This window comes from Synechococcus sp. MVIR-18-1, assembly GCF_014279835.1.
Classification (GTDB): Bacteria; Cyanobacteriota; Cyanobacteriia; order PCC-6307; family Cyanobiaceae; genus Synechococcus_C.
Genome location: NZ_CP047942.1, coordinates 2,427,107 through 2,451,974, shown reverse-complemented (window position 1 = coordinate 2,451,974; position 24,868 = coordinate 2,427,107). Strand labels below are relative to the sequence as shown.

Below are 24,868 nucleotides of genomic sequence, written 5' to 3'. Positions count from 1 at the left end.
AAACCCACCCCGTACTCACTGTTTTTGAAGCCGGTAGGTTGTGGAACTCAATGAGAGCGATGGGGAGAATTGATCCGTTTCCCCAGTCCCCACAGCCTGGGGAATACCCGCAACTATTGAAGGGGGTGAGTTGTCCCTGGTTTTCCACGATTTAAAAGCAAGACAATTCGCGGATTCCTCAGGCACTTTGTGATCTGAACTCAGCGCATTTGCTTGCTATCGAAGGCTCAACGAGAGGATCCACTCCTCCTTTCGTCGTGAGCGCATCAGTCGCTCTTGGACTCTTTTCTTTGAAGTCTTTGGGGAATTCATCCGCCGCCGAGTCAAATCAGAGTCTGAATACCGAGCGCAACCCCGAGGCTCACCACAAGGCCGACGAAGGCCTTCCAAAGGTCGTTACCAATGATCCTGCCGAGGTTTCCGCCCTCACGATTGGTGAATACAACCTCAAACTCCTTTTCCTTGATCCGTAGGGCAATCTCTCGGCCACCGATCAAACCCAGAAACACCCATGTGGTGCTGAGGGGGAACGAGGACAGGAACGCTTTATAGAGAAGGCAGAGACCAAAGAAGAAATCAATCACCGTGGCTGACCTCAAATCGGAGGTGTTGGTTTTGGTGCGTAAGACGGCCTGGAGCGGGCCGCCGCCGGTGGCAACCAACACACACAGGCCCACGCAAAGCACCGCCGTGCAGATCGCCATGGGGAAGAACTCAAGTTGGCGAGGTAGGAAGACAAAAATGTTGGCGAGGTCCTGCACCAGCCACATGCTCCAAAGAAAACCGGTGGAGAGCCACTGCAGGCCAAACCAGATCCTGTTGATCTCTTTGCCTTCCTGCGTGCGCCGAAACACCCAGCGCTCCAGCAGCCACATGCCGAGGCCGTAGGCGATGAGACCAACGCCAAACGCCACCAAGTAACCCGTAAGAGAGCTGTTCAGCAGCTGTCCGATATTCGTTGGATGGAACGAGGAGAGCACGAGAAAGGATGTACTCACGGGTGCACCCCACTGAGTCAGAGCCAGCACGGCAAGGGGCGGAAGGATGTAGACCCAGGTGAAGGGTTCAGGAAGCGGAAACTCTCTACCGGGAACACTGAGTCGCCCCCAGGCCGGATCACCGTTTTTGAGAAACCAGCCGAGCATCAGCACCGCAACCGTGATCGTGCAGATGAAGAGCATCTGGACCCCTTTAGGGCTGCGTGTCTTGTTGGAAGAGATGTAAGTGCCGAGGGTTTGAAGTGAGTCGTTGGCAACAACCGAATAGGCCGCCAATAAGAAGCCAACGATCATCCAGGTGTTGACATCCATGAATCCACTCATTCCGATGGCATTCACCTCTTTAAAGGGCTTTTAGACCCTATGAAGGTGCTGCAGACAACCACAGCCTGTGGTGTGGATCTTCCATGGAGCTCCGATTTAAAAGCCCATCACCTTGGCGACGGTGCTCAGATCGGGATCAAGATCGGCGTAGAAAGAGGCGTCGTTGTTGTTGATGGCGCAGTCCGGATCTTTGAGACCATTTCCGGTCAACACACAGACCACCGTTGCTCCGTCCGGAACCTCTGCTGCACGTTTGATTAAGCCCGCCACAGAGGCTGCACTGGCGGGTTCACAGAAGATTCCTTCTTGGCCACCGAGCAGTTTGTAGGCATCGATGATTTCCGCATCGGTGACATCCAGGAAAGCACCTTTGCTGGCCTGACGGGCTGCGATGGCTTTCTCCCGGTTCACGGGATTGCCGATGCGAATCGCGGTAGCGATTGTTTCCGGATCGCTCACGGTGGTTTCATTCACCAGTGGCGCGGAGCCACTGGCTTGGAAGCCCATCATTCGCGGCAAACGCCGGCTGCGACCAGCTTGCTGATATTCCTGGAATCCCATCCAGTAGGCCGTGATATTTCCAGCGTTTCCCATCGGGATGCACAGCCAGTCGGGAGCATCTCCTAGGGCATCAACAATTTCAAAGGCAGCGGTTTTTTGTCCCTGGAGTCGGTAAGGATTTACCGAGTTCACCAAGGTGATCGGGTATTTCTCAGCTGCTTCGCGAACGATGTCGAGAGCACGGTCGAAATTGCCCCGGATCGCCAGCACTTCAGCCCCATAAACCAGAGCTTGCGCCAATTTCCCTTGTGCGACGTATCCGTCTGGGATCAATACGAAGGCCCTCATTCCGCCACGACGGGCATAGGCGGCAGCGGCAGCACTGGTGTTGCCCGTGCTGGCACAAATCACCGCTTCACAGCCGGCTTCTTTGGCCTTGCTGATCGCCATGGTCATTCCACGGTCTTTGAAGGATCCAGTGGGATTAAGACCGTCGTACTTCACGAAAACCTTCACTCCGCGGCCAATGCGTTCCGCCACAGATGGGACCGGAATGAGTGGCGTTGCACCCTCGTGCAAGGTGATGACTGGAGTGGCAGACGAGACGGGAAGCCAAGATCGATAGGCCTCGATGAGCCCGGGCCAGTCCTGCATGACCGGTTTGGCCGTGAAACGCCGGCGGAGGTTCTTGAGTACGGACACCCGCAGAGAGCAACAACTTCAGAAATCTATGTGTCTGGACCGAGTGGTCGGGTTTTGCGAACGCTTTATTTCAACCCGTCGAGTGGTGAATCGGAGAAGAATTTCACTAAGCCAGCAATGGATTCAGCTTTTTCGATCAAACCGAGCAGAGCAGGAATATTCACTTCCATGACGTCTGCCGGATAGGCATCTAGAAAATTGATCACTGTGAGGCCACCTTCCTCTTTTTGTAGACCATTAATCACGCCGGCTCGGATTGCAGGAACACTCACTGAGGGATCAGGCACTTTGAGGGGATAAATGATCGCTGCGACACGGCGAATGATGACGTCTCCAATGCGAGTGGACATCAATCGACTGGTTAGAACTAAAGGAAGATCAAGCTTCTGATTCAGTAATTTGGCGACCTCTTTGGGATCCTGTTTTCCGAGGCGAAGAACATCCGAGAGAATGCCCCTGGCTTTGCCAGTGTCTGCAAGATAGACAATGTCACTGACAGAGATTGAGCGTTTGTAGGCCCCGCTTACGAGAGCAACATCCTTGGCTGCAAGGGCCGGTTGCAGCGCTGATGAAATACTGAGACCGATTGCGGCACCAAACGCCAGGATGGTTTGGCGGCTGGATCTGCGGAGCATGAACTTGATCTTTTGCAGGAATCTAATTCGGACTTCCTGCAGCTGCTTTAACGAGGCGGACAACTCCGCGTTCGGCTAATCCCTGAGCTAGGGCAACTCCCATTTGTCTTGCATCCCGTTCACGAATCAAGCGAGGAAGTCGACTAAACACAAGATCAGGATTGAAACCTGGCAATTGCTGTAAAACGCCGATGAGTTGCCGGATTGGCTCCAGGTCGAGATAGCTGTCTTCGTTGAGGGATGGGCTGGCATCAAGCAGCAGCGTTGGTTGAAGAGGCCGCGGCAAGCGGCGCCCGATGCGTTGTAGGGCTGTCCAACCAATGGCATCCAAACGATCCGCTACTGCCTCAACCAATTGATTGCGGAGCATGCCGCCGTTGGCTGAAAACAAAAAGTCGAGCACTTGATCGAGCAATGACTCGAGATCTAATTGGCTTTGACTCCCTGCACTTGCAACAAGACCTTCCAATCTTGTCCAACGGAAGGCATCACCTTCGAACAACATCTCTTTCAGACTTTGACGCAATTGAGGATCAGGATCTTCCATCAAACGTCTGGCGAAATAAGGGTAAGCAGCACCCAGGATTTTGAATTCCGAATCCACACTGAGCGCGATGCCTTCAAGGGTGACAAGAGAGCGGAGAATTAGGGCGTAATACGGAGGAACGCGGAAGGGAAATTTGTACATCACTCCGGACATATCGTCGGTGACACTTTTGAAATCCATGCGATTCACGCCCATCTCGATGGCTTGACTAAAAACGGATTCAAAAGCAGGCACGATCGGCTCCAAATTCACGTCTTCGGCTAAAAATCCGAGCGTGACGAAATCTTTGGAGAGTTTTCCAAAATTGCGATTAACAAGATGAACAACAGCTTGGATCAGTCCAGTTCTGGATTCACGGCTGACTTCACTCATCATTCCGAAATCGAGGTAGCAAAGTCGACCATCGGCCATGGCTAGAAGGTTTCCAGGATGGGGATCAGCGTGGAAAAACCCATGTTCGAGGAGCTGTTGCAAGCTGCAGCTCACCCCCACTTCAACCATGTCATTGGGATCAATTCCTAACTCCCGAACAGCTTCGAGGTTGGTGAGTTTGACACCATCAATCCATTCCATTGTGAGCACCCGTCTACTGGTGGCATCTTCAAAAATTTCAGGAACGGCAATCCGTGGATTTTGTTTGTGTAATTCACGGAATTTATTTGCATTAGCTGCTTCATTGAGATAATCCATCTCTTCAAAAACTCGGCTCCCTAATTCATCGATAAGTGCAACAAGATCGCTACGAATAAGGCCGATGTTTGTATTAAGCCATGCAGCAATGTTGCGAACGATATAAAGGTCAAGCGTGATTTGTTCTCGTAAACCAGGTCGTTGCACCTTGACGGCGACTTTTTGCCCGCTCTTGAGGTACCCCTGGTGCACTTGGCCAAGAGATGCTGCGGAGATCGGTTCTCGATCGAGTTCCGCATAGATGCTGTCGACTGGTGCACCGAGGTCCTCCTCGATGCAGGCCATGGCAAGGTCGCTATCGAAGCCAGGAAGTTGATCTTGGAGTTGGGCCAGTTCCTCGAGCAGCACAGGAGGAACGATGTCTGGACGCGTGGAAAGCGCTTGGCCAGCCTTGATGAATGCAGGACCGAGATCAACGAGCAAATTCGCACATTCCCTGGCTCTCTTGCGGGCTCGCTCTTGATTGCTCAGCAGTCCTAGGAGTTTGTCAACACCAACTCCGAGCAGTAAAAGCCCTATGGGGACAAGGGTTTGCCAGAGGCGGCGTAGTAAGCGCTGCGGATGGCCGGCATAGATCCGCGTGATCGCAGCCGGGTCGTACTCGAGCAGACCGGCGGCCTCAATGAAATCTCCTAGCTCGTGTTGTGCCACAGCCGCCACTGCGTTGGTGATCCCTTCTAAACGACCGAAGCCGTCGCTACGGTTTGTTGAACCTTGGGGTTCGCCGTGCTGACCGGTCTGAGACTGGACAACATCGCACTGATCGAGCGCTTGGAGCTGGCGTTCGACCACGGTTTTTCAGTGCTAACTGGTGAGACAGGGGCAGGCAAGTCGCTGTTGTTAGATGCCCTCGATGCCCTCCTTGGTGGCATGCAGGGAACGTCCGCGGGTCGGTTGGTGCGGACGGGTTGTGATCGCGCCGTGATTGAAGCGACTTTCACTCCGGACCATGCCGCGCGGCGTTGGCTTCAAGAGCATCAACTGGACGATGACGGGGGGGATTTGATCTTGTCGCGGGAATGGCGGCGTCAAGACGAACGCTTGAGCAGCCGCTCAAGACTGAACGGCACTGTCGTGAACCGGCAGCAATTGCTCCAGCTCAGGCCTTTGCTGATCGACCTCACGGTGCAGGGTCAAACCCAACAGCTTGCTTATCCGGGTCAGCAACGACGTTGGATCGACCGACTGGGCGGTGAGCAACTAGCGCAGTGCGCACAAACCGTGCGTGAGTGTTGGCAGGTTTGGCAGAACTGCCATGCCGAGGTTTTGAAGCTAGAGACCGACCGTCTTCGCCTTCAAGAACAGCAAGAGGAACAAGACGCGTTCTTGATGGAAATCGAGGCCGCCTCGCTAGAGGATCCCGCTGAAATTCAACAGCTGGAACAAGAGCAAGACCGCTTGGTTCATGGCGTGCGTTTGCTCGAAGGTCTTGCTGCGTTGATTAGCAGGCTTCAAGACGGCGCTGAACAGGCTCCATCAGCTTTGGATCACCTCACGGCCTGCTGCCATGAGTTGCAGCAAATGCAGATTCTTGATGCCTCCCTTAGCTCTTCTGCAGAGAAATGCCTGGATATGGAGGCTGGTTTACTTGATTTGATTCGGGGCCTTGAAGCCTATGGAGCGTCCTTAGAGAGCGATCCAGAGCGATTAGGTGTGTTGCAGGAACGGCTCGCTTTGCTGAAACGCTTAGAGCGGCGTTATGGGGTTGAACTCAAGGTCTTAATAGAGCGGCGCGATGCGCTGCGTGATCAACGGGCAGCGGGTGGTGCGGACGCGGCTTTGGAGGCGTTGCGCCACCGGGAGCAGGAGGCTCGCCAGCATCGAGATTCCTGCAACCAGTCGCTCACGCTGTTGCGACAGGCTTCCGCAGCTTGCCTGGAGGAGCGATTAATGACCCATTTGCGGCCGATGGGTCTTGAAAACGTGCGTTTTCAGGTGGATTTCTCTGCCGTTGAGCCGATGGATCTAGGCGCCGATGCCATCTGTTTTTTGTTTTCGGCGAATCCAGGCCAGCCCCTTGCTCCTCTAGCTGAGGTGGCATCAGGAGGGGAGATGTCGCGTTTTCTATTGGCGCTTAAAACCTGCCTGTCGGATGTGGATGGATCCAGCACCTTGTTGTTTGACGAGATCGACAGTGGTGTGAGCGGTCGCGTGAGTGGAGAGATGGCCAACTTGCTGCGAACCATGGCCAAGCATCGCCAGGTGTTTTGTGTGACCCATCAACCGTTAGTGGCCGCAGCAGCAGATCATCACTTCCGCGTCAGTAAGGAGGTGGTGGACGGAGAAACCTGCTCGCGAGTGTCCCATCTGCGGGACACTCAGGCCAGACGCCAAGAGTTGGCTGAATTGGCTGGAGGGGATTTTGAGGATGCTCAAGCCTATGCAGCAAGTTTGTTGGAGCAAAGAGCAGCCTGAACAGCAGCAGTCTCCTTAGACTTCTTGGCTGCTGAACACACTCCGTATGGGGCGCCCTGCTCCGACCGCAAAGGATGATTCCGCTTCGACGAAGGCTGCTTCGACGAAGGCTGTGAATTTGAGTGGGGGGTCCCTAGAGGAGGTGATTCGGGTGCGAGGCGCCCGTCAGCACAACCTTAAAAACGTGGACGTCACGATTCCGCGCAACAAATTGGTGGTCTTCACCGGTGTGAGTGGCAGCGGTAAAAGCTCGTTGGCATTCGACACGATCTTTGCGGAAGGACAGCGTCGCTACGTGGAGAGCTTGTCTGCGTATGCGCGTCAGTTTCTTGGTCAGGTGGATAAACCTGATGTGGATGCCATTGAAGGGCTTTCACCTGCGATTTCGATTGATCAGAAATCAACGAGCCACAACCCTCGCTCCACCGTTGGCACGGTGACGGAGATTCAGGACTATTTGCGATTGTTGTTTGGTAGGGCAGGAGAACCTCATTGCCCGCAGTGCAATCGAGCGATTCGACCTCAAACCATTGATGAAATGGTCGATCAAATTCTCACGCTTCCGGAAGGGACCCGTTATCAGCTTTTAGCCCCGGTGGTCCGTGGCAAAAAAGGAACCCATAGCAAATTGATCAGTGGGTTGGCTGCGGAGGGTTTCGCTCGCATCCGGATTGATCGTGAGGTGCGTGAGCTCGCGGACAATATTGAACTTGATAAAAACCATCTGCACAGCATTGAGGTTGTTGTGGATCGTCTTGTCGCTCGCGAAGGAATTCAGGAACGGTTGAATGATTCTCTGCGTACGGCTTTGAAACGTGGAGATGGTTTGGCGATTGTGGAAGTAGTTCCTAAAAAGGGTGAGGAATTACCAGAGGGAGTGGAACAAGAGCGACTTTATTCAGAGAACTTTGCTTGTCCAGAGCATGGCTCTGTTATTGAAGAGTTGTCGCCGCGCTTGTTCTCATTTAACAGTCCCTATGGGGCTTGTGATGATTGTCATGGGTTAGGTCATCTTCGTAAATTCACACCAGAGCGCGTGGTTCCAGATCCATCCCAACCGGTTTACTCCGCTGTTGTTCCATGGGCCGAAAAAGATAACTCCTATTACTTTTCGCTTTTGTATTCCGTTGGTGAAGCTTTCGGATTTGAAATCAAGACTCCTTGGAAGGATCTCACTGATGAACAGAAAGATATTTTGTTGAATGGAAGTCGCGAGCCGATTCAAATTCAGGCAGATAGCCGTTATCGAAAGTCTCAGACCTACATGAGACCTTTCGAGGGGATTTTACCGATTTTGGAACGTCAACTTCGTGATGCGAGTGGAGAGGCGCAGCGGCAGAAGCTTGAAAAATTCCTTGAGCTTGTTCCGTGTGCCAGTTGCGCAGGTCTGCGCTTGAGACCCGAGGCGCTTGCGGTGAAAGTTGGTCCGTTTCGGATCACTGAGCTCACGGCCGTCAGCGTCGGTCAAACTCTTGAACGGATTGAGCGCTTGATGGGGGTGGGCAGCCATGAAGGCTCCGAGCCACTCCTGAACTCTCGTCAGATTCAAATTGGTGATCTCGTGTTGAGAGAGATCCGGATGCGCCTGCGCTTTTTGCTCGACGTGGGTTTGGACTATCTGAGCTTGGACCGACCGGCGATGACACTCTCAGGAGGAGAAGCACAGAGGATTCGTCTTGCGACTCAAATTGGTGCTGGGCTCACGGGTGTTCTTTACGTGCTCGATGAACCGAGCATCGGTTTGCATCAGCGCGACAACGATCGCTTATTGGCCACGCTCGAACGTTTGAGGGATTTAGGCAACACATTGGTGGTGGTTGAGCACGACGAAGATACGATCCGCGCTGCAGACCATCTTGTCGATATTGGCCCTGGAGCCGGAGTGCACGGTGGTCATATCGTTGCGGAGGGATCGATTGATGACTTATTAGCCGCTGAAGACTCTCTAACTGGTGCATATTTAAGTGGGAGGAAGAGTATTCCCACTCCAGCAGAGCGGCGTAATCTTGGTACCCGGAGTTTGAAACTTCTCGATTGTTCCCGCAATAATCTTGAGGGATTAAATGTGGAGTTTCCGCTAGGACGACTGGTTTCAGTCACTGGTGTGAGCGGTAGTGGAAAGAGCACTCTGGTGAATGAGCTTTTGCATCCAGCACTGGAGCATGGACTTGGCCATAAGGTTCCTTTTCCACAAGGGTTGGGAGAACTTCGTGGTCTCAAATCGATCGATAAGGTGATTGTGATTGATCAGTCTCCGATCGGTCGTACCCCCCGCTCGAATGCGGCTACTTATACCGGTGCTTTTGATCCTATTCGTCAGATTTTTGCAGCAACGGTGGAGGCAAAAGCCCGTGGCTATCAGGTTGGACAGTTCAGCTTCAATGTGAAGGGTGGCCGTTGTGAGGCTTGTCGTGGCCAGGGAGTGAACGTTATTGAAATGAATTTTTTACCTGATGTTTATGTGCAATGTGATGTCTGTAAAGGAGCTCGGTTCAATCGCGAAACGCTTCAGGTCACCTACAAAGGACACACGATTGCTGATGTTCTGGAAATGACAGTGGAACAGGCTGCTGATGTGTTTTCTGCAATCCCTCAAGCTGCTGATCGACTCTGGACTTTGGTTGATGTTGGTTTGGGTTACGTGAAACTTGGTCAGCCAGCTCCCACCCTTTCTGGAGGTGAAGCTCAGCGCGTGAAACTTGCGACTGAACTCTCGCGTCGAGCGACCGGAAAAACGCTTTATTTAATTGATGAACCAACCACCGGACTCAGCTTTTATGACGTCCATAAATTGATGGATGTGATGCAGCGTCTTGTTGATAAAGGAAACTCAATTATCTGTATTGAGCACAACTTAGATGTAATACGTTGTTCCGATTGGATTATTGATTTAGGTCCAGAGGGTGGTGATAAGGGCGGTCATGTGGTGGTGACTGGAACGCCTGAGGAGGTAGCCCAGCATGAAACCAGTCATACCGGCCGCTATCTCAGCAAGATTTTGGAGCAACATCCACCTGAATCCATCGAGGTAGCGGCATGACTTTTTTCTCTGATCGTTGCAGTGATGGTGTTCGTTCCGCTGCGTTGGCGTCCGTACTGAGTGTTTCATTAGCTGGATCCGTTTCAGCAGTCGAACGACTGACGATTGATCTGCCACTTTTGGATGTGAATGTCTCTTTGAATCTGAAGGGGGCACGCACAACGGCGGAGTTGATTGAGGCCAACCCTGATCTCCAGGAATTAGATCAAGCGGGCGATGGTTCTGTGTCCCGATTGCTTGGCCAGTTCCTTACCGCACCTCTTCCCCAGCGCACATCAAGCGTGTTGGAACAATCGGTGGGCCATCCACTGCTTGAGCAAGCTTTATTGACGGCTTCCCAGTTGGTGAAGGTGGAGGGTTTGCCGGCGGATACCAGTGGACAAATGTTGTCAGATGCTCTGCAAGCCGCCTATCGCGATGGAGAGCCCAATGTGTTGGGCTTGCTTCGTCGCGTCCCGGGTGAGTCGTTATCCATCGACTTTCAGGCCTTGGCTTTTAACGCCAAACGCTTACGGGACAATCAAGATGATGCCCGCGCACTGGTTCAGAAAGGAACAGCGATGACCCCAGCGCCAAAGTCGTTGGCTGAATCAGGGGCTGAGGGTTGGACACGGGCAGAGATTCGCTTTCCTGTGGCCCATCGCTCTGAAGCTCTCGACATCACTGTTTTGACGCCAGAGGGAACCTCGAACGGGAAGCTTGTGGTGATTTCCCATGGCTTGTGGGATGAGCCAGAAAGTTTTGAAGGTTGGGGCCGCTTGCTTGCTGCTAATGGATACATAGTCCTTCTTCCAGATCATCCAGGCAGCGACGCCAAGCAGCAAAAGCAACTACTTGATGGAGCCTCGCCCCCGCCGAGTTCTGAGGAGCTACGGTTGCGTCCTCTGGATGTTTCAGCTCTCCTGGATGGAGTGGAAGCTGGCACCCTGTTGAAAGGACAGCAGATTGCTGTTGAAGATGTAGCTGTTGTGGGCCATTCATGGGGTGCCACAACGGCGTTGCAATTGAGTGGTTTACAAACCACCAGCAGGAAGCTGAAAACGCGTTGTCAGGATCCTCGTGACCCAGATCGAAGTCTCAGTTGGGTGTTGCAATGCAGCTGGTTGTCGCGAGCTGATCAGGGATCATTGGCTGACCCTCGAGTCAAGGCAGCCGTCGTGGTCAGTCCACCCATGAGACTTCTTTTTGATGAGGAGAGCGGCCCCTCCCTTCAGGCCAAGGTGTTGTTGGTGAGTGGAACCAAAGACTGGGTGGTTCCCTCCGATCCTGAGGCTGTGGTGCCATTGAAGGGAGGTAACCCACTGGCCAATGGGCATCGCCTTGTGCTCGCCTCAGGTGGCACCCATTTCAATCTTTGGGCGCCTGTGGATCAGAAGGAAGCCCCGATTCTTGGGCCGCTCATTTTGGCTTGGATTAACGAACAGCTGGCTGTTCCCTCCTCCCATACTTTTAGTGGCGGTGGTTGGGGCCATGCGTCCGTCCCCTTGGTGGATGTCACTGGACAGCTCTAAAAACCCCTTTTCTTAAAGCGTTGTCTTCAAATGATCAGAACAAGCTGATCGATCTCCACGATGCTGCGTTGCATTTCATCATCAGTTTGCATTGTCTTGTTGCTGCGTTAACAGGCAAAGATCCAGACTCAGCCAGGCTTTTAACCGAAGCAAATGGTTCTAGCTGCTGATTTCTAAGGATCTCTTCAGTTTTGAACCTGTTTGAACGCCTTAATCCTTAATCAAGACATGCATCTGATGTCTTGTTCTAGTGAGGGTTGATTGTGGGTTTTCGGCTTCTTCATCTCCATCTTCACGGACTGTTCCGCTCCCATGATCTGGAGCTGGGACGGGACGCCGATACCGGAGGTCAAACCCTCTATGTGCTCGAACTGGTGCGCAGCCTTGCAGCTCGGGCTGAAGTGGATCGCGTTGACGTGGTGACGCGCCTGATTCAAGACCGGCGGGTTTCAGCTGATTACGCCCAGCCCGTTGAAGCGATTGCTGCCGGTGCCGGCATCCAGCGTTTTGCCTTCGGTCCTAAGCGCTACCTCCGCAAGGAATTGCTTTGGCCCTATCTCGAGGATCTCGCTGATCAGCTTGTGGTGCATCTTCAGAAGCCTGAACATCGACCGGATTGGATTCATGCGCACTACGCCGATGCTGGTTACGTCGGGGCCCTGCTGAGTCGTCGTCTTGGCATTCCCTTGGTGTTCACAGGCCATTCCCTTGGTCGTGAGAAGCAGCGTCGACTCTTAGCTGCAGGTGGGGACCATCAACAGCTCGAGCAGACCTATTCGATCAGCCGTCGCATTGATGCGGAGGAGTTAGCACTGGCTCATGCCGATCTGGTGATTACCAGTACGCGCCAGGAATGTGATCAGCAGTATTCCCGATACGGCGGATTTCGTGCTGATCGGGCTCAGGTGGTTCCTCCCGGCGTGGACGCACGCCGCTTTCACCCTGGTTCGGTGGAGGCAGAAGTGAGTGACGTTGAGGGACTCTTAACGCCTTTCTTGCGTCAGCCTGAGCTTCCACCGCTGTTGGCGATTTCTAGGGCTGTTCGTCGTAAGAACATTCCCGCTCTGGTTGAGGCGTTTGGCCGGTCTGCTGTCTTACGGCAACGCCACAATTTGGTGCTGGTGCTGGGCTGTCGGGAGGATCCCCGCCAGATGGAGAAACAGCAGCGCGATGTGTTTCAGCAGGTGTTTGATCTTGTTGATCGCTATGACCTCTACGGCCGTATTGCCTATCCCAAGCAGCATCGTCGCGATCAGATTCCTGCCATCTATCGCTGGGCTGCTGAGCGCCGCGGCCTCTTTGTGAATCCTGCGCTGACGGAGCCGTTTGGACTCACCTTGTTGGAAGCTGCCGCTTGCGGACTGCCGATGGTGGCGACAGATGACGGAGGTCCAAGGGACATCCTTGCCCGCTGTGACAACGGATTACTGGCAGATGTGACGGATCGTGAGGCCCTTCAAGATGCTTTGGAGTGTGCGGGTTCTGATCTTCAACGCTGGAGCCGCTGGAGTGACAACGGCGTGGAGGCGGTCAGTCGCCATTTCAGCTGGGATGCCCACGTTTGCTCTTACCTGGCATTAATGCAGGTGAGACTGCTCTCGGTGACGCAGCCAATGGTGTTGCCATCCAGTCAGACCGCCTCCACTGGAGGTTTCCAGCCCTTGGGCGATCGCTTGCTGTTGCTTGATCTCGATCGCAGTTTGGAACAGCCCGATGGAGATGCTCTCGAGGTTTTGCGTGAGCAGCTCGAGCGCTGTGCTCTAGGGATCCTGTCAGGCCGTTCGTTGCCTGCTGCCAGACAACGGTTTGCGGAGTTGTTGTTACCGGAACCGAAGGTTTGGATCACAGGGGCTGGTACGGAGATTCACTACGGCCAGGAGAGTGCGCCTGATTTGTTTTGGTCGGCTCAGATTGGAGCGGATTGGGACCGAGCAGGTGTGGAACGTGCATTGGCAGACCTCACCGATCACATCGAATTGCAGCGACCTGAGCAGCAAGGTTCGTTCAAGCTGAGTTACACCATTCGCGATGCTCGAGAAGAGATCCTTCCCTTGATCCGGCAACGTCTGCGCCAGCGCCAGCAGGCTGCGCGTCCCCAGCTTCGCTGCCATTGGTTTCTAGATGTGCTGCCCCTGCGGGCATCCCGTAGCGAAGCAATCCGTTTTCTCGCTCTGCGCTGGGGGCTTCCATTGGAACAGATCTTGGTTGTGGCCAGTGAACAGGGAGATGGCGAGTTGGTTTGTGGTCGACCCGCCACCGTTGTTTTGGGCGATCACGATCCTTGTCTGGATGATTTTCGACAGCAACAGCGTGTGTACTTTGCGAGTCGCTCCCAATTGCCTGGCGTGCTGGAGGGCATCCAGCACTATCGGTTTTTGGGCGGACGAGCCCGGCATGATCAGTCCTTCACCTGAACCTTCACTGCTGCTGCACAGCGATCTGCCTTAGCTAAAGCTTCGTTGAGATCAGTGCCGCGGGCCAAAGCCACGCCCATCCGACGTCCTGGCCGAGCCTCTTGTTTGCCAAAGAGCAGAAGGTTGGTGTCTGGCTCCGAGAGGGCTTGTTCCACGCCACTGAATGCGACCTCGTTTCCCTGGCTTTCGGCCAGGATGACGCGGCTGGCCGCAGCATCGGCAGCAGTGATCGATGGGATGGGAAGCCCCAACACGGCACGGAGATGCAGGTCGAATTCGCTTAAATTTTGGCTAATTAGAGTCACGAGACCAGTGTCATGGGGTCTTGGAGAGAGCTCGGAAAACACCACCTCATCGCCGCATAAGAAAAACTCCACCCCGAATAGACCTGCGCCGCCAAGGTTGTCTGTGACAGTGCGGGCCATCGTTTGCGCTTGTTGCAGTTGGCTTGGCGAGATTGACGCGGGTTGCCAACTGCATTGGTAGTCGCCATTGGCTTGTTGATGACCGATCGGTGGGCAAAACAGGGTGGTTCCATCGCGTTGACGGATGGTGAGCAGCGTGATTTCAAGATCAAACTCAAGAAATTCCTCCACGATGACCTGGGCGGAGCTGCCTCGTGCTCCTGCCATGGCAATCTCCCAGGCCTGATCTAATTCAGCAGCGGAGTGAACCACGCTTTGGCCTTTCCCTGATGAACTCATCACTGGTTTGACGACTACAGGCCAACCCAACGGTGCGGCGGCACGGTGGAGCTCCTGCGCATCGGAGGCATAGGCAAAGCGTGCGGTCCGTAGCCCGAGTTCACCAGCAGCAAGATTTCTGATTCGGTCACGGTTCATCGTTACGGCAGTGGCCCTGGCGGTGGGAATCACGCAGATGCCGTTGTCTTCCAGATCTTGAAGGGCGTCCACGGCCAGCGCTTCGATTTCCGGGATCAACACATCCGGCTGATGTGTGTTCACAACAGCTTTTAGGGCGTTTGGATCGGTCATGGTCAGCACCTCGGCCTGATCTGCGACCTGCATCGCTGGCGCACCCGCATAACGGTCGCAGGCGATGACATGGCAACCCAATCTCTGGGCAGCGATCGCCACCTCTTTGCCCAGTTCGCCGCTACCGAGCAGCATCACTGTCTTTGGGAAGTTCGACATGGGGGATTTCAAGGCAGCATGGCTTGATCCTCTCGCTCTGCCCTCATGCCTTTGCCGCTCGCGTTTACAACGGCTGGAGACGCGGCCAATGGTCTGCTTTTTGGTTGGGAGATCGCCACCGTTCAGAAGTGGGCCTTGATCTACCTCGGGCTGTCTTCTTTTTTGTTTGTCCTGGTGTGGGTGATTGGTGGCTTTCGCCGTCGTTGATTAAGGCGCGGGGGACTCGGTGGATGGATCGCTCATCAAGGTGAGCTGGCGGAAGGCAGGTTCTTCATTCACAAAGCCCCAAGACTCAAAGACGTCGGCATCGCTGTGGGTGATCTGTTGTTGACGTCCCTTTGAGTTGAGCTCAAAGCCCTGTTGTGCCATTCGGCGCATCAGGCTGGCTGCTTCTTCAAAGCGGGAGGCCATCGCTTCAAGGCTGGCGCAGTCGCTCGTGAGGCCGGCTTCTTTCCAGGTGAAATAGCTCATGGTCTTGATGATCCAAGGGACTGTCGATGAAGACTGGTGTTGAGGGCTTTTAGGTTTTGTTTGATCCTGGCAGTTTCGGGTTGGTCTGCAACCAATAGTGGATCTCAATAATCATCTTCTACCAGATTTATAAAAGCGATCGGTTGTAGGAGTCACTGAGATATAGAAAACCATGGAAAGAGAGTCTCGGATACCGGTTTCTGATTGGCTCAATGAATCTCGCCTGCCGCAAATGAGGCTAAATGCCAAAACTTGTATTAACTGATCTCGTTGGCATCGCTTAAATTATAATTAGATAGATTGATATCTTTTGTCGCGATAGTGAGTGGCGGGAGCAGGAGGGTCTGATTTGCAAGGGTAGATTAAGTTTTGAAATCAAGGGGCTGCCTTCTTTATCCATCTAGCCCACTCAAAAATTACAATCTTCTTGCAGCCCCTCTTGCGGAAATTAGATTATGAGGTATAAGAGATTTATCGCTATGAATACACATTGTGTTTGTCACTACTTTTGGGCAAAAAGGAGGAGTAGCTAAAACCTGCACAAGTATTCATCTTGCTGCTCATTGGGCCAATAGTGGTCGCTCTGTTGTCTTGGTTGATTCTGATCGCAATCGATCAGCCACTGCATACGCCTCTAGAGGTTTGCTCCCATTTGATGTTGTGCCCATGGAAGCGGCGGCAAAAGCAACAAGGGGTGCAGAAATTGTCGTCACTGATGGTCAGGCCAGTAGCAATGAAGAGGAGCTAAAGAATTTAGTTGAAGGGTCTGATTTTATTGTTCTCCCTACAACTGCACAAAGCAGATCAATAGAATTAACGGTGGAAATGTCATGCATGCTGAACAAGTTTGATATCCCTTATGCAGCACTCATCGTGAAGGCGGATGCGAGAAAGAAAGCTTCGATTCAATTTGCCCGGAGCATCTTGGGTGGTTTTGATATCCAAGTTCTTGACTCAGAAATTCCATTGTTAAATGCTTTTGAAAATGCTGAGACTGAGGGAGTCACTGTTGATCGGGCAGTCGCGAAAAATGGGAGATCTGATCGCCGAAGAATGTTGGGATTTTTCGCCTACTCACAAGCTTGCCGTGAAATTGAACTGTTAATGCCGAAGCCAAAGGTCATTCCTATGCCTATGGGTTGGAATCTTTCACGCCTAGAAGATCGTGCTGCCTAATTGCAGCGATCTGGTTTTGCTCATAGGGGGCGTAAGGCCAATCCGAGCAACACGAGCCCTATCGTTGCCAACCAAAATCCCGGTACGACCGTTTGCTCTGGTGTCCCTCCTAGTTCGAAATGGTGGTGCAAGGGAGACATTCGGAACACCCGGCGCCCAACACCATTAGTGCCTTTGGTTGCTTTAAAGACCCACACTTGAATGATCACGGAGAGAGATTCCGCTAGGAAAACTCCGCCCATCACGAGCAACGGCCAAAGGCTGTTCGTTAATAGGGCCACCGCTGTGAGAGCAGCTCCCATGGCCAGAGAGCCGGTGTCGCCCATAAACACTTTGGCTGGATTGCGGTTGTGTACAAGAAAACCAATCCAACAGCCTGCCATCGCCATGCAGAAGCCAGCAAGACTTGGATCTCCGCTGTTTCCGCGCAGTGTGAGCTGAAGTGCCATCCCGGTGAACACCAGGGCCCCGCAGCCGGCGGCAAGACCATCCAAGCCATCGGTGAGGTTGGTGGCGTTGCTTTCAGCTAAAAACACAAAGACCGCAAGTGGCCAAATCATCCAGCCCAAGGGAAGGGTGATATCAAACGGCAAGGCCACATCGCCACTGATCCAACCGCGCATTCCTGCCCAGATCAGAAAGATTACGGCTGCTAAGGCTTGAAGCAGTAATTTTCCGCGTGGCGTTAAACCGGTGTTGGTGTGTTTGGTGAGACTGCGCCAATCGTCAATTCCTCCCACCACCATGTAGGCGAGTGTGATGAAAGCCACGGCTAAAAGTTGTTCAGCGGGTTGACCGCTCCAACTGATCAGGCCGCCCACGATCACGCCGACCGGCACGACCAGCAGCCCACCCATCGTTGGGGTTCCAGATTTGCTGAGATGGGCCTCTGGTCCCTCTTCTCGAATCACTTGCCCGAGCTTTAAGCCTCGAAGCTTGGGCACACCCCACCAGGTCACGATTGCAGCGATCAGCGTCGCAATCAGTAAGGGGAGGCTCAGCAGGCTATTGGGGATCCAGCGGTCTGATGCAAACGCTGCTGCAACCACAACAACGGCAAGTACACCAGCAGAGACTTTCCCCTCTAGGGGTGTGGGAGTCTCTTGTGCGTCGTTCACGTCCCGTTCCTTCAACGGCTTAGGGCAGGGACCTTAAATCAATCTTCCCAATTCTCTTCTGTTTGCTCATCGGCAGCGTTGTAATCCTCTTTTTCGCCCATGAGAGCGGAGAGCTCTTCTTCTTCCACTGTGCTCACTTCAGCTGTGCTGGATTCCTCGTCTTCTACAAGGCGACCGCTTGTTTCAAGCCAGCTCAGCAAATCGGGCTCTTCGCGCAGGGGCAAGACCGGTGCGGGTTCTTTCCGCCCGTAACGCGTGAGAGCTGGATTGATGTTGTCGAGGGCGCTCAACTCAGACGACACTGTCCAGTTCCGTAATCAATCATCATAGGTGAGTGCAGTCTTGAGGACGTCTTTTGGTCAAGGTGTGGCTGCTCCTCTCTGTGTGGGGCGGGGCTTTGTTCCTGAGTTTTGGCCTGTGGAAGTGGGGGCGCTTGCATCCAGATCCGCTTGTGGTGACTACGGTTCCAGTGCTTGCGCTGTTGTTTGTTCCTGCCTTTTTAATGGCGCTTTGGCTGTTTTGGCTTGCTCGGCTGGCTCCACAGCCGCTCCAGCGGGCCGGCGGGAGTGGAGAATCAGTGCAATCTGATTCAGAGCAGGAGTCCACCTGATGGGACGCGCAACCAAGGTCGTTCTCGCTTATTCCGGTGGGGTGGACACCAGCGTCTGCATCCCTTACCTCAAGCAGGAATGGGGTGTTGAGGAGGTGATCACTTTCGCCGCTGATCTCGGTCAGGGCGATGAACTGGAACCGATACGACTCAAAGCACTCGAAGCTGGAGCCAGTCAGTCTTTGGTTGGTGATCTGATTAAGCCCTTCATCGAGGACTTTGCCTTTCCGGCGATTCGCGCCAATGCTCTTTATGAGGGTCGTTATCCCCTCTCAACGGCCCTTGCTCGCCCCTTGATTGCCCGTCGCCTAGTAGAGGTGGCACGGGAGGTAGGAGCTGATGCTGTGGCCCATGGTTGTACGGGCAAGGGAAACGATCAGGTGCGATTTGATGTTGCGATTGCATCGCTTGCCCCCGACTTGAAGGTATTAACCCCAGCCCGTGAATGGGGGATGAGCCGAGAGGAAACGATCGCTTATGGCGAGCGATTTGGCATGCCGTCTCCCGTGAGCAAAAAATCTCCTTATTCGATCGATCTCAACCTGCTCGGGCGCAGCATTGAAGCTGGTCCCTTGGAAGATCCGATGGTGGCGCCACCAGAAGAGGTCTTTGCGATGACCCGTTCCGTGGATCAAGCCCCTAACGATGCCGAGGAGATCGAGATCCAGTTTGAAGGCGGAAATCCTGTTGCCATCAATGGCAAAGGGCTGGATCCCGTTGCGCTGATCCGAGAAGCCAACCGTTTGGCAGGCACCCATGGCATTGGTCGTCTCGACATGATCGAGAACCGTGTGGTGGGGATTAAAAGTCGGGAGATTTACGAAACGCCTGGGTTGCTGCTGTTGATTCAGGCGCATCAGGAGTTGGAGAGTCTCACTCTTGCTGCCGATGTGTTGCGGACCAAGCGACAGCTTGAGATGCAATGGGCAGATCTCGTGTATCAGGGCCTTTGGTTTGGCCCTCTTAAAGAGGCTCTTGATGGCTTTATGGATCGCACCCAGATCCATGTGAATGGGGTCGTGCGCCTCAAGCTTCACAAGGGCAATGCCACGGTCACGGGGAGAGCTTCTGCAGCCAACAGCTTGTACGTCCCCGAGATGGCTTCATACGGCAGCGAAGATAAATTTGATCATCGTGCTGCTGAAGGCTTTATCTACGTTTGGGGCTTACCCACACGCTTGTGGGCCGCCAAGCATCGGCGTTGAGATCAGGCTGCGATGTTGTTTCTTTGGCCTTGTCGATCGGCTCGTAAGGGCAAAGGAACGATTTCGGCTTCCGGCGGTGCTGCCCTCAATTGCTGAGCCTGAGCTAGCAACCGATAGCGCTCCAACAGCGGTTCCAATCTCTGTTGGAATTTGCGTTCAAAGAGGTCGGGGAGTTCGCTCAACAGCGCTTCGTAGTCCCTGACCTGCTCTTCCAGTTCATGCACCCTGGCTTTGAGTGCTTCGAGGTCACCACTTGGTGGCCTGGCGGCTTTCCAGACCGGTGGAGGTGAGCAATAGTTGGAGTCCTGATCGGCCATGGGCGGACCTTATCGCCCGTCCATGGCTTGCACAATGGCCGTCAGGCAGGAGCAGCAGCTTCAGGTTCGGCTGGTGCTTCTGTTCCAGGTGCAACGCGAGGAGCAGGCAATGGACCTTCTTGCTTCACGGTGAGGTAGCGAATCACATCTTCACTGAGACGCATTGCTTTTTCGATAACGCCCACTTGTTGGCCATCACCGTTATGGCTCAGCTGCACGTAGATGCCTTCTTTGTGCTTGGCAATCGGATAGGCCAGACGACGCTTGCCTTTCATTTGGTTGTCGAGAACCTCGGCACCCGTCTCAGTCAAGATGTCGCGGTATTTGGTCACGTGAGACTCAACTTCCTCTTCCGGGATGTCCGGACGGAGGATGTACATGGTCTCGTAGTAAGGCTGTTGGGTCATGGAGACAGATCCGACGGGGACTGAAGGCTCAGTGAATGAGCGACGGATCTACCACCATATCGCCTGGTGTTATGGGAATCAGTACAACTGCATGCGAACCGCTTGACTTAAGCCCGGTAGGTCGGGCTCACGGCCTCGAGAACACTCGATTAGGGCAAAGATCACAACCGCCAGAACACCTACAACAACAGTGCTGGAAAGGGTGCGCATCATCAGTCCGCCACCGATAGGCAGGATGGCGAACGCATAGCTAATGATCACCACAATGATGTCAACCAACAGCGCTTGCAAGGTGTTGAAGCGAATGAAGTAGGGAACGTTTGGATTCCTCACCACCGCCAAGAACAGCAAGAAAAACACCAGAAGATTCCCAAGACCGAAAGGAATACCCCGTTCCAAAATGAACAGAGGCAAGGCCGGCAGGGTCAGCCACTGCAACACAGGAAACTGAATGAGCAGATGTTGGCCGATGGGGATGGCATCGCTCCATGGCAACACGTAAACCAACAAACCAAGCAGGCGCTGCCAGATGGGGATGGGCACAGGTTGAAGCTGATGAGTGCTTTAAGGCTAGGCGGCGTTTAGGGATGGCTCAGATTTTTGAGTGCTGCTTCCCGCATCGCGTCTACTGGAACCTCATCGATGCCGCTCCAACGCCGCAGAGCGGCGGCTCCTTGCTGCACAAGCATTTCCAAGCCGTCATAGGTGCGGCAGCCCAACCTCTTCCCGCGCTCTAACCATGGCGTGGGCCGTGGTGTGTAGATGAGGTCGTAGAGCACGGTCTGAGCGTTGAGCTTGTCCCAAATGTCCAGGCCGAGCGGCAGGGCGGGACCTCGATCAGGCTGATGGCTGCTCATGCCAACTGGGGTGGTGTTGACCACTAGATCCGCTTGCTGAATTCGGGTTTGAAGGTGCGGGTCAGTGTCTAAAAGTGGTTGTAACAGAACACTGTTGGCTGGTCTGCCTTGCTGGAGATCGTTGCAAAACGGGTGGAGCGTTTCAGCCCGACGCCCCACGATTGTGATCTCGCTTGGTTTTAAGTCCTGCAATCCCGCTACAACGGCTCGGGCGCTGCCGCCACACCCCAACACCACAGTTCGTGTTCCGCTCCAGTTCGCGTTGTTCTGTAGGAGCGGGGCCAAAAAACCTTCTACGTCGGTGTTGTGTCCGTGCCAGCCACCATTGACCAATGGAGTGAGGGTATTCACGGCCCCGAGTCGTTGAGCCAGCGGACTGAGTTCGTCACAGAGCAAGGAGACGGCCTGTTTGTGGGGGATGGTGACGTTGAGGCCACGGCACCCCACGGCCTCCATTCCCTTGAGCACGGTGGCGAGATCATCAGCGCTGCAGGGCAGGGCCATGAAGCTCCAGTCGAGCCCCATCGCCTTCAGGGCTGCGTTTTGCATCACCGGTGAGAGTGAGTGGCTCACTGGTTGTCCCAACAGTGCGACCAGTGATGTGGTTCCGCTGATCATTCCTTTGTTTGGCAGTCCGTGACCAGCCTGCCGTTCGGGCTGTTCGGGAACCACACCTCGCCTCTTGGTGATGTCTCTGACGAAGATGCACAAGTTCTAGTCACACTTTTTCGAGAGATAGGAGGGCACTGATGGGCAAGGTTGTCGGCATTGATTTAGGTACCACCAACAGTTGTGTCTCGGTGATGGAGGGCGGCAAGCCCACCGTGATCGCCAATGCTGAGGGCTTCCGCACCACTCCATCGGTGGTGGCCTACACAAAAAATCAGGATCAGCTGGTCGGTCAGATCGCGAAGCGTCAAGCGGTGATGAACACCGACAACACGTTTTATTCTGTCAAGCGCTTCATTGGTCGCCGCGTTGATGAGGTCAACGAGGAATCAAAAGAGGTGAGCTACGGCGTTGAAAAGGCCGGCTCCAATGTGAAAGTCAAGTGCCCCGTTCTCGACAAGCAGTTCGCCCCTGAAGAGGTGAGTGCCCAGGTGCTGCGCAAGCTGGCCGAAGACGCCGGTAAGTACCTCGGTGAAACCGTGACCCAAGCGGTGATTACCGTTCCCGCTTACTTCAACGATTCGCAGCGCCAGGCCACAAAAGACGCCGGCAAGATCGCAGGCCTGGAAGTGCTGCGCATCATTAATGAGCCAACAGCTGCGGCGTTGGCCTACGGCCTCGATAAAAAGAGCAACGAACGCATCCTTGTGTTCGACCTTGGCGGCGGCACCTTTGATGTGTCTGTGCTGGAAGTTGGAGATGGTGTGTTTGAAGTGCTCTCCACTTCGGGTGACACGCACCTTGGTGGTGATGACTTCGACAAGGTGATTGTTGACCATCTCGCCAACAGTTTCAAATCCAACGAAGGTATAGATCTCCGTCAGGACAAGCAGGCTCTGCAGCGTCTAACCGAAGCTGCTGAGAAGGCGAAAATTGAGCTGTCGAGTGCGACCCAGAGCGAAATCAATTTGCCCTTTATTACGGCGACCCCGGAGGGACCTAAGCATCTTGATCTCACCCTGACGCGCGGCAAGTTTGAAGAGTTGGCTTCCACGCTGATCGATCGTTGCCGCATCCCGGTTGAGCAGGCTCTGAAAGACGCAAAGCTCTCATCAAGTGAGCTTGACGAGATTGTGATGGTGGGTGGCTCCACCCGGATCCCGGCTGTGCTCGAGCTTGTGAAGCGCACCACTGGCAAGGACCCCAACCAGACCGTGAACCCTGATGAGGTGGTGGCGATCGGTGCCGCCATTCAAGGTGGTGTTTTGGCTGGTGAAGTCAAAGACATCCTGCTGCTGGATGTCACACCCCTATCCCTAGGCGTCGAGACGCTTGGTGGGGTGATGACGAAAATGATCACGAGGAACACCACCGTTCCAACCAAAAAATCAGAGACGTATTCCACTGCTGTGGATGGTCAAACCAACGTTGAGATTCACGTGCTCCAGGGTGAGCGCGAGATGGCCTCAGATAACAAGAGTCTTGGCACCTTCCGTCTCGATGGCATCCCAGCTGCCCCTCGTGGTGTGCCTCAGATTGAAGTCACGTTTGACATTGACGCCAATGGCATCCTCAGCGTGACCGCGAAGGACAAGGGCAGCGGCAAGGAGCAGTCGATCTCGATCACAGGAGCCTCCACCCTTTCTGACAATGAAGTCGAGAAGATGGTGAAGGATGCCGAGAGTAATGCCAGTGCTGATAAGGAGAAGCGCGAGAAAATCGACCTGAAGAATCAGGCTGAAACTCTCGCGTATCAGGCTGAAAAGCAGCTGGCTGAACTCGGCGACAAGGTTGATGCCGAGGCCAAGGCCAAGGTTGAAGAGAAGGCCGCCAAGCTCAAGGAAGCGACTGAAAAAGAGGACTTTGAGTCGATGAAGACCCTCCTTGAGGAGTTACAGCAGGAGCTCTACACCGTTGGTGCATCTGTTTACCAACAGGCTGGTGCGGAAGCTGCAGCTTCTGGTGAAGAGGGCGCAGCTAGTAACTCTGGCGATGGATCTAGCAATTCTGATGATGTCATCGATGCTGAATTCACAGAAACCAAGTAATTCAAGCCTTGGTTTTTGATTCAATCAGACTATAAAAAAAGGGGACATTGGTCCCCCTTTTTTATGCCTTCATTCCGCGTATTGCTGTTACTCCTTAATCGTATTCGCCGCTGCCTTGGCTTGAACGATCACCTCTGGGGGAAGGGAGACGTAGCCCAGCTCGGGTGCTTTCGCCTGTGATACCTCAGACAACATGTAATCGAACGTTGATTTGAGTACGGCCGTGTTGCTGCCGTTGCCGTTGGCGTAGGCAAGCACCCAAGTGAAGGTCACGATGGGATAGCCCTCCATAGGGTTGGCATTGCTACCGATGAGATTGGGTCCGAGGTCGATCGAACCCAAGGCTTTGCTTGCCGAGGCATTAGTGGGTACCACCTGTTGTCCTGAGCCGTTTTGAACAGCCGCCGCCTGTAGATCACCTTTGACGTAGGCCAGCTCGACATAGCCAATCCCGCCATCGATCTGGGTGAGTTGGGCGGCCACACCCTCGTTGCCTTTGGCACCTACACCTGTAGGCCATTGCACGGATTTACTGGCGCCTACAGCGTTGCTCCATTTCGGACTGATGGCAGAGAGGTGCTTGGTGAAGTTGTACGTGGTGCCAGAGCCATCGGAGCGATGCACCACCTTGATTGCTTTGGATTGGCAACCCAATGCGCTGTAGTCACGAATGGTGCCTAAAAAGATTCCAGCGAGTTGCTCTCGCGTGAGCTTCAATTCACAGCCTGGATTCTGGTAAGCCACCGCAATGGCGCCTGCTGTCATCGGCACCTGAACGACGCCGCGACTCACTTTGGCAATGGCCTCGGCCTGCATGGGCTTGTCAGAGGCCCCGAAATCAACGGTGCCAGCAGTGAATTGACGGACTCCCGCACCTGATCCAATGGATTGGTAGTTGACCTGGATTCCTTGGGGCGCCAGATCTTGGAACCAGCGTTGGTAAATCGCAGCTGGGAATGATGCCCCTGCGGCTGATAGACGGCCCTGTTGGTTGCCAGTTCCCTGATCGCTCGACGCGCAGGCAGCAAGACTGAAAGCTGCTGCAACACCGATCAGTGTCGTGCTGGAACGGTTCAAGGAATGGCGACGCATGAGGCCAAATGAGCGTTTTACTTGCAT

22 protein-coding genes are annotated in these 24,868 nt (G+C 54.1%); 9 read left to right on the top strand and 13 right to left on the bottom strand.

All coding sequences use genetic code 11. From position 1 onward, the window contains the following. Positions 1-323 precede the first annotated feature (323 nt). The 4 genes from SynMVIR181_RS13140 to SynMVIR181_RS13125 form a co-directional block, all read right to left on the bottom strand. Positions 324-1,322 carry a hypothetical protein gene (locus SynMVIR181_RS13140; RefSeq protein ID WP_186590700.1) on the bottom strand — a complete coding sequence of 333 codons (999 nt, stop codon included), beginning with the start codon at positions 1,320-1,322 and terminating at the stop codon, positions 324-326. A 96-nt stretch (positions 1,323-1,418) separates the two neighbouring features. Next, the gene (gene thrC / locus SynMVIR181_RS13135) at positions 1,419-2,477 is read right to left on the bottom strand and encodes a threonine synthase (protein ID WP_186590699.1); all 1,059 of its coding nucleotides are present in this window, start codon (positions 2,475-2,477) and stop codon (positions 1,419-1,421) included. A 113-nt stretch (positions 2,478-2,590) separates the two neighbouring features. Further along, on the bottom strand, positions 2,591-3,160 hold the full coding sequence (locus SynMVIR181_RS13130) for an alpha/beta hydrolase (protein ID WP_186589539.1): 570 nt from the start codon (positions 3,158-3,160) through the stop codon (positions 2,591-2,593). A 22-nt stretch (positions 3,161-3,182) separates the two neighbouring features. Further along, positions 3,183-5,048 (bottom strand): AarF/ABC1/UbiB kinase family protein, encoded by a 1,866-nt coding sequence (locus SynMVIR181_RS13125; RefSeq protein WP_186590698.1) that lies wholly within the window; start codon positions 5,046-5,048, stop codon positions 3,183-3,185. Between the two features lie 75 nt (positions 5,049-5,123). Here SynMVIR181_RS13125 and recN point away from each other — a divergent pair, with 75 nt between their 5' ends. The 4 genes from recN (at position 5,124) to SynMVIR181_RS13105 (ending at position 13,777) form a co-directional block, all read left to right on the top strand. Further along, positions 5,124-6,812: a DNA repair protein RecN gene (gene recN / locus SynMVIR181_RS13120; protein WP_186589538.1), complete on the top strand. Its 1,689-nt coding sequence runs from the start codon at positions 5,124-5,126 to the stop codon at positions 6,810-6,812. Between the two features lie 46 nt (positions 6,813-6,858). After that, a complete protein-coding gene (gene uvrA / locus SynMVIR181_RS13115) occupies positions 6,859-9,852 on the top strand; it encodes an excinuclease ABC subunit UvrA (protein ID WP_186589537.1) in 2,994 nt (997 codons plus the stop codon). Continuing rightward, entirely contained in the window at positions 9,849-11,363 is a 1,515-nt protein-coding gene (locus tag SynMVIR181_RS13110; protein WP_186589536.1) for an alpha/beta fold hydrolase, read from the top strand. Before uvrA ends, SynMVIR181_RS13110 begins: the two co-directional genes overlap by 4 nt. Before the next feature lie 263 nt (positions 11,364-11,626). Continuing rightward, positions 11,627-13,777: an HAD family hydrolase gene (locus tag SynMVIR181_RS13105; RefSeq protein WP_186589535.1), complete on the top strand. Its 2,151-nt coding sequence runs from the start codon at positions 11,627-11,629 to the stop codon at positions 13,775-13,777. On the opposite strand, the gene purT is transcribed toward SynMVIR181_RS13105, so the two are convergent. Continuing rightward, positions 13,762-14,931 carry a formate-dependent phosphoribosylglycinamide formyltransferase gene (purT, locus tag SynMVIR181_RS13100; protein WP_186589534.1) on the bottom strand — a complete coding sequence of 390 codons (1,170 nt, stop codon included), beginning with the start codon at positions 14,929-14,931 and terminating at the stop codon, positions 13,762-13,764. The two genes, SynMVIR181_RS13105 and purT, sit on opposite strands and share 16 nt — an antisense overlap. Before the next feature lie 45 nt (positions 14,932-14,976). On the opposite strand from purT, the gene SynMVIR181_RS13095 reads away from it, so the two are divergent. Then, positions 14,977-15,138, top strand: coding sequence for a hypothetical protein (locus SynMVIR181_RS13095; RefSeq protein ID WP_006854947.1), 162 nt, complete (start codon positions 14,977-14,979; stop codon positions 15,136-15,138). On the opposite strand, the gene SynMVIR181_RS13090 is transcribed toward SynMVIR181_RS13095, so the two are convergent. Continuing rightward, complete coding sequence (locus SynMVIR181_RS13090) at positions 15,139-15,402, bottom strand: hypothetical protein (protein WP_186589533.1); 264 nt, start codon at positions 15,400-15,402, stop codon at positions 15,139-15,141. 492 nt (positions 15,403-15,894) lie between these two features. Between SynMVIR181_RS13090 and SynMVIR181_RS13085 the strand changes: the two genes are divergently transcribed. Further along, positions 15,895-16,578, top strand: a complete 684-nt coding sequence (locus tag SynMVIR181_RS13085) for a ParA family protein (protein WP_186589532.1) — start codon at positions 15,895-15,897, stop codon at positions 16,576-16,578. 20 nt (positions 16,579-16,598) lie between these two features. Here SynMVIR181_RS13085 and mraY read toward each other — a convergent pair whose 3' ends face one another. Together mraY and SynMVIR181_RS13075 are read right to left on the bottom strand one after the other, a co-directional pair. Then, a complete protein-coding gene (gene mraY / locus SynMVIR181_RS13080; protein ID WP_186589531.1) occupies positions 16,599-17,711 on the bottom strand; it encodes a phospho-N-acetylmuramoyl-pentapeptide-transferase in 1,113 nt (370 codons plus the stop codon). A 23-nt stretch (positions 17,712-17,734) separates the two neighbouring features. Continuing rightward, entirely contained in the window at positions 17,735-17,998 is a 264-nt protein-coding gene (locus SynMVIR181_RS13075) for a DUF3134 domain-containing protein (RefSeq protein WP_006854943.1), read from the bottom strand. Between the two features lie 53 nt (positions 17,999-18,051). On the opposite strand from SynMVIR181_RS13075, the gene SynMVIR181_RS13070 reads away from it, so the two are divergent. Both SynMVIR181_RS13070 and SynMVIR181_RS13065 read left to right on the top strand, forming a co-directional pair. Then, on the top strand, positions 18,052-18,306 hold the full coding sequence (locus tag SynMVIR181_RS13070) for a hypothetical protein (protein ID WP_186589530.1): 255 nt from the start codon (positions 18,052-18,054) through the stop codon (positions 18,304-18,306). Continuing rightward, a complete protein-coding gene (locus SynMVIR181_RS13065; RefSeq protein WP_186524202.1) occupies positions 18,306-19,511 on the top strand; it encodes an argininosuccinate synthase in 1,206 nt (401 codons plus the stop codon). Before SynMVIR181_RS13070 ends, SynMVIR181_RS13065 begins: the two co-directional genes overlap by 1 nt. A 2-nt stretch (positions 19,512-19,513) precedes the next feature. On the opposite strand, the gene SynMVIR181_RS13060 is transcribed toward SynMVIR181_RS13065, so the two are convergent. From SynMVIR181_RS13060 to SynMVIR181_RS13045, 4 genes are all read right to left on the bottom strand, one after another. Next, positions 19,514-19,828, bottom strand: a complete 315-nt coding sequence (locus SynMVIR181_RS13060) for a hypothetical protein (protein WP_186589529.1) — start codon at positions 19,826-19,828, stop codon at positions 19,514-19,516. 41 nt (positions 19,829-19,869) lie between these two features. Beyond that, a complete protein-coding gene (rpsF, locus tag SynMVIR181_RS13055) occupies positions 19,870-20,235 on the bottom strand; it encodes a 30S ribosomal protein S6 (RefSeq protein WP_186524200.1) in 366 nt (121 codons plus the stop codon). Positions 20,236-20,313: 78 nt separating this feature from the next. After that, positions 20,314-20,778: a Tic20 family protein gene (locus SynMVIR181_RS13050; RefSeq protein ID WP_006854938.1), complete on the bottom strand. Its 465-nt coding sequence runs from the start codon at positions 20,776-20,778 to the stop codon at positions 20,314-20,316. A gap of 38 nt (positions 20,779-20,816) precedes the next feature. Next, positions 20,817-21,710 carry a shikimate dehydrogenase gene (locus SynMVIR181_RS13045; RefSeq protein ID WP_186590697.1) on the bottom strand — a complete coding sequence of 298 codons (894 nt, stop codon included), beginning with the start codon at positions 21,708-21,710 and terminating at the stop codon, positions 20,817-20,819. Positions 21,711-21,841: 131 nt separating this feature from the next. Between SynMVIR181_RS13045 and dnaK the strand changes: the two genes are divergently transcribed. After that, positions 21,842-23,749 carry a molecular chaperone DnaK gene (gene dnaK / locus SynMVIR181_RS13040; RefSeq protein WP_186589528.1) on the top strand — a complete coding sequence of 636 codons (1,908 nt, stop codon included), beginning with the start codon at positions 21,842-21,844 and terminating at the stop codon, positions 23,747-23,749. 87 nt (positions 23,750-23,836) lie between these two features. Here dnaK and pstS read toward each other — a convergent pair whose 3' ends face one another. Further along, the gene (gene pstS / locus SynMVIR181_RS13035) at positions 23,837-24,841 is read right to left on the bottom strand and encodes a phosphate ABC transporter substrate-binding protein PstS (RefSeq protein ID WP_186589527.1); all 1,005 of its coding nucleotides are present in this window, start codon (positions 24,839-24,841) and stop codon (positions 23,837-23,839) included. Positions 24,842-24,868: the final 27 nt, after the last annotated feature.